This window comes from Armatimonadota bacterium (genome assembly GCA_035527535.1).
Lineage (GTDB): Bacteria > Armatimonadota > Hebobacteria.
The window spans coordinates 1-5,226 of record DATLAK010000122.1; the positions used below are offsets into that span (position 1 = coordinate 1).

Sequence of the window (5,226 nt, forward strand, 5' to 3'; positions counted from 1 at the left end):
TTTCGGGGTGACGGCGGAAGTGGCGATGGCAGCGGCGGCGCTGGCGACCGTAGGCGTCGTCGCCGGTTTCGATTCGCCGGCCCTGGCGGGAGCAATCGGGGGCGTCGCTCCGGATATCGAGAACGGCCTGGGCGCGGCGGGGATGATGGGGCGTCCGTGTTTCCCGACGCATCGCGGAGCGCATGGCCGGCAGGTGCGCGAAGTGTCGAGCCAGATCGCCGTGTCATGTGTTGCGCTTGGCATCCTCCTGTGGCAGGCCCGGCGCCAGCGACTCCCCACCGCCCGGCCCGAGGACCACTGCCCGGCGCTGCGATAGTCGGCGGCCGCGGGGACACAGCGCGCAGGATGCTGAAAGCGGGGCGCGACCGATCCACCGCGTCGCTCTCCGCAAATCCCTCGACCGATGCCCGCTTGTCGCGCGCCCACCCGAATGGCGGCCGATCGCGCACGCCCGAGATTGCCGCCACCTCAGCTTCGTGATACAATCCCTACCGCAGCGCGCAGTGGCCCGTTCGCCGGCTGGATGGTCGCCATTCGCGGCCGGCGGCGGGGGTCCCCGCCTGCTGACCGCGGTCACAGGATTGGGTGGTTGGCACGCGGATGCGGGCCGCGCACCGAGCGGGGGATCACGGCGCACAGCCGGGAATCTAGGCGGAGGTTGGCTGATGAGGCTGATCGCAGCAGTGGCAGGCCTCTGTGCATTTGTCGCCGTCGCCGCGGCCGCTCCCACCGAGGTAACTCTGCGGCTGCGCCACGAGGTCGGGCAGACCCTCAGGTATCGAGCCCAGGTCTCCGGCACCGGCACCATCACCATGCTGGGGGATGAGCACCGGGTGGCGGTGCGGGGGCGGTTCACGCGGGTCGAGCGGACACGGTCACGGGCGGGGCCGGAGGCGTGGGAGGTGGAGGTGGCGACGGAGGATCCCTCGCTCACCTTCCGCGCCGGCGGCGAGCGCCAGACGGTGACGATGCAGGTGCCGACGCTCACCCAGGTCGTGGACGATCGCGGCAAGGTGACTGCGGTCCGCGGGTGGGAGGCCGCCGCGGCTCTGTTGAGCACCCCTGGCATGGGCGATGCCGTGCGGCCCCTGTTCGGGCTCGTCCAGGTCGAAGGTCTGCCGGAGCATGCGGTCAAGCCCGGGGACAAGTGGACCGCGAAGGCGAAGCTCATGCAGCCCGACGGCAGCGACCTGGAGGTGGAGCAACAGTTCGAGTTCGTCGGGTGGGAAGATGATGGCGGCGTGCCGTGCGCCAAGATCCGCACGACCACGGCGATCCCGGTGAAGCGGCCACTGCCTGCGGAGGTGGTTGGCATGCAGGTCACGATGGAAGGGCTGCAGCGCATCGAGACCACCAGCCTGCTGGCCTACGAGCAGGGCGTGCTGCTGCGCCAGAAGACCGACATCAAGCTCGACCTCAAGACCTCGACCGCGCTCGGCCCGGAAGCGCCTGAGGCGACAGTGCCCGGCGCGGTCTCGCTACGGGTGACGGTCGCCCTGGCTCTGCAGCGGTAGCTCAGGGGGCGGAGGTATTGGTGGGGGGGTAGGTTGCAGCTAATCCTGTGGCTCGTGGCGGGCTTTGCGGGCGGGTGGCTTGCGCTTCGCGTCCTGTCGGCGATGCTCGAGCGCGAGATCGAGGTCTGGCAGGGGCTGTTGGGCATTGGCCTCGCGGCGGCACAGACGGCGGTGGCGGTGTCGCTGATCGGCAGCATCTGGTATTTCCCGGCGCTGCTCTCGATCGTGGGCGTCTTCGGCATCTGGCACCTGCTCTGCACCGCGGCGTCCCGCCGCGGAGAACGGGAGATGCTGGAAGAAGACCAGCGGCGCTGCCAGCGGGCGATCGAGTTCGACCACCGCAACGCGGCGGCCCACGCCTTTCTCGCCGCCGTGTGCCGCAAGCAGGGCCGGCGGGAGGAAGCGGCCGCCGAATACGAGATCGCGATCGGTCTCGATCCCCGGGATACCAAGACGCGCCACGAGTTGAAGTCCTTGCTGCGCGAGATGCAGGGCCTGGAGACGGCAAAGCGCTGCCCGCGCTGTGAGGGCGCCCTCGATGCCAGCGGCAAGACGTGCCCGCAATGCGGGTGGTCGTGCTCGACCCTCAAGGGGCTGCGCGACGTCTGGGCCGGCGGCGCCGTCAAGCAAGGGCTTCTGTACGGGATTCTGGTCAGCACCGCGGTCGGCGTTGTGGGCGCGGTCTTGCGCCTGTCGTTCGAATTCACCTTTGGCCTGCTGCTGGGGCTGTGGATAGTTGGCTTGGTGCTGTTTCTCAGATGGGTGCTGCGGGAGGGCGCATGACATGACTGCTCGCGGTCGCGGATGGCCGCTGATGCTCGCACCGCGTCGTCGCGCCGGCGGGTGGCGGCTGGCTGCGTGCCTGCTGGCGATCGCCATCCTCTCCGGGGCGGTGCCGGCGTCGGAGCAGGCCCCTAAGCCTTTCGGGCCGGGGCGGCGGTCGCGCAGCGACCTAGCCACGCGCCTGACCGTGCTGCCCAACGGACTGCGCGTGCTGACGCAGGAGCTGCACACGGCGCCGGTGGTCAGCGTCTATACCTGGTACCGCGTCGGCGCCCGCAACGAGCACACGGGGATTACCGGCATCTCCCACTTCGTCGAGCACATGATGTTCAAGGGCACGGCGCGGTTCGCGCCCGGCGAGATCGAGCAGCTCGTCACCCGCACCGGCGGATGGGACAACGGCTACACCTGGCTTGACTACACCGCCTACGTCGAGACCGTGCCCGCGCGCCATCTGGACCTGGCTTTGCGCGTCGAGGCCGACCGCATGACCAACGCGACCTTCGATCCCGAGGCCGTGCGCAGCGAGAAAACGGTCGTCCTGTCGGAGCTGGAGGGCCGCGAGAACGACCCCGGCTACTATCTGAACACCGAGATGTGGGCAACCGCGTTCACGGCGCATCCATATCAATGGCCGGTCATCGGCTGGAAGTCCGACATCAACGCCTACGACCGCAACCAGGCCCTCGCGTACTACCGCGCCTACTATGCGCCCAGCAACGCGACGCTGGTCGTGGTCGGCGATTTCGATACCGACGCGGTGCTGGGGCGGGTGCGCGAGCTGTTCGGGGCGATTCCGCGGCGCCCTGCGCCGCGGCCGGTGGTGACGGTCGAGCCTGAGCAGCGGGGCGAGCGTCGCGTGGTCGTGCGTCGGCCGGGCGCGGTGGGCATGGTACAGCTCGCCTTTCACGCCCCCGCCGCCAATCACCCCGACCACTACGCGCTCGACGTCATCGAGTCGGTGCTCGGCTCCGGGCGCACCAGCAGGCTCTACCAGGCCCTGGTGGACAAGCACATCGCCGTCAGCGCCGAGGCCTACAACTCAACCGGTCGCGACCCGAGCCTGTTCGCGGTATACCTGACCCTCGCGCCCGGGGTGGAGCATCAGCAGGGGGAACACGCCGCCTTGGCGGAGATTGAGCGGCTGGCCTCCCAGCCCATCTCCGCGCGCGAGCTGCAGCGGGCCAAGAACCAGGCCAAGGCCTCCTTCGTCTATGGTACCGATTCGGTCAGCAGCCTCGCCTACCGGCTGGGCTTCTTCGACGTTATCGGCACCTATCGCCTGCTCTACCGCTACCTGGAGCGCATCGAGCGGGTCACGCCCGCGCAGGTGCGGGAGGCCGCGCGGCGCTACCTCAACGCCGATAACCGAACCGTGGGCTGGTTCGTGCCGACCGCGCAGGCGCCCTCCGCACCCGCCGCTCCTGCCGGCCCCGCGCAGCGGTCGGGCATGCACCAGGTGGCGCCGCCGTTTGCCATGGCCGCCGGCCACCGGCCATGGGCTGCGTCCCTGCCGCCGGGCGCCGGGGCGAGCGAGGGCACGATCGCCCCCAACGCGGCACATGGACCCGTGCGCATCCAGCTCGACAACGGCGCCGTCTTCATCGTGTACCCCAACCCGGCGGTGCCTGCAATCGCCCTGCGCGGCATGGTCGGCGCAGGCGCCATCTTCGATCCGCCGGGCAAGCCGGGGCTGGCCGGTTTCACCGCCGCCATGCTCTCCCGCGGGGCGGGAGACCGTTCAGCCGCGGACCTCGCCGACGCGCTCGAATTCGTCGCCGCCGATGTGGACCTAAGCGGCGGCATCCAGGTCGCCAATGTCAGCGGTCGCTGCCTCAAGGACGACTTGGCGCTGGCGCTGGAGGTGCTGGCCGACGAGGTGCGGCGGCCCACATTCCCCGAGGATCAGGTCTCGCTGCAGCGCGAGCAGTTGGAGGTCGCGCTGAGCGAGGCGCTGCAGGACACGGGCGAGGTCGCGTCGCGGCGGTTCTACGCGACGCTCTATCCCGAGGGACACCCTCTGCACTATCGGCCGTCGGGCACGCTCGAGAGTATCGGCGTGATCACGCGCGAGGACCTGGTTGGCTTTCACCGGCGCTATTACCGGCCGGGTACATTGGTGCTGACGGTGGTAGGCGACGTGTCGCCGGAGCGGGTGCGCGAGCTGGCCGAGCAATACTTCGGCGACTGGCAGGCTGGGGGTGAACGCCCGCCGATAGCGCTCCCCGAAGCGCCGCCGCCGGCTCAGGTCACGCGCGAGAAGACCACTCTCCCCGGCAAGACCCAGGCGGACGTCATCATCGGCTTCCCCGGCGTCAGCCGGCTGGCGCCGGACTATCACGCGGCGCAACTGCTGAACTACGTCCTGGGCGGCGGGGGCCTGTCCAGCCGCCTGGCGGAGCGCATCCGCGAGGAGCAAGGCCTGGCCTACTACGTTTACAGCTACTTCGCCGCCTACCGGGGCGCGGGGCCGTGGGTCATGAACATGGGAGTCAACCCCGCCCGCGTCAACCAGGCGATTGACAGCGCATTAGAGGTGCTGCGGCAAGTCCGCGACCACCCGCCCGCGGCGGCGGAGCTGCGCCTATGGCAAGACTACGTCACCGGTTCCGTCTCCCTGGGCATGGAGACGAACAGCGGCATCGCCGCCGCGCTGGCCGACGCCGAGTTCTACGGCCTGGGGCTGGACTATCCCTGGCGTTTCCCGCAGATCATGAACAGCGTGACCCCGGCCGACGTCGCCGCCGCCGCGCACAAGTACCTGCGGCCCGACCAGGCCGTCATCGTCACCGCCGGGCCGGAGGCTGCGGCGCCACCAGAGTAAGGGCACAGCCCTCCACGGGCGGATGAACATGCTGTGCTCCTACGCGGCAGATGAGGGGGATGCTGCCGGCTCGCGGCCTTGCCCGGTCGCTGGTGTCTCCTGTAT

General features: G+C 69.9%; 4 protein-coding genes. All 4 read left to right on the forward strand.

The genetic code is table 11. From position 1 onward, the window contains the following. A partial coding sequence (locus VM221_08695; GenBank protein ID HUT74891.1) for a hypothetical protein occupies window positions 1-316 on the forward strand: 316 nt, incomplete at its 5' end. A gap of 349 nt (window positions 317-665) precedes the next feature. Next, window positions 666-1,514: a hypothetical protein gene (locus VM221_08700; GenBank protein ID HUT74892.1), complete on the forward strand. Its 849-nt coding sequence runs from the start codon at window positions 666-668 to the stop codon at window positions 1,512-1,514. 33 nt (window positions 1,515-1,547) lie between these two features. Continuing rightward, complete coding sequence (locus VM221_08705; protein HUT74893.1) at window positions 1,548-2,297, forward strand: hypothetical protein; 750 nt, start codon at window positions 1,548-1,550, stop codon at window positions 2,295-2,297. A 1-nt stretch (window position 2,298) separates the two neighbouring features. After that, window positions 2,299-5,121 carry a pitrilysin family protein gene (locus VM221_08710; protein HUT74894.1) on the forward strand — a complete coding sequence of 941 codons (2,823 nt, stop codon included), beginning with the start codon at window positions 2,299-2,301 and terminating at the stop codon, window positions 5,119-5,121. The last annotated feature ends 105 nt before the right edge of the window (window positions 5,122-5,226 follow it).

Excerpts from the sequence above, each read along its gene's own strand:
- VM221_08700 (HUT74892.1), top strand. The coding sequence starts at position 666 with ATGAGGCTGATCGCAGCAGTGGCAGGCCTCTGTGCATTTGTCGCCGTC.
- VM221_08710 (HUT74894.1), top strand. The coding sequence starts at position 2,299 with ATGACTGCTCGCGGTCGCGGATGGCCGCTGATGCTCGCACCGCGTCGT.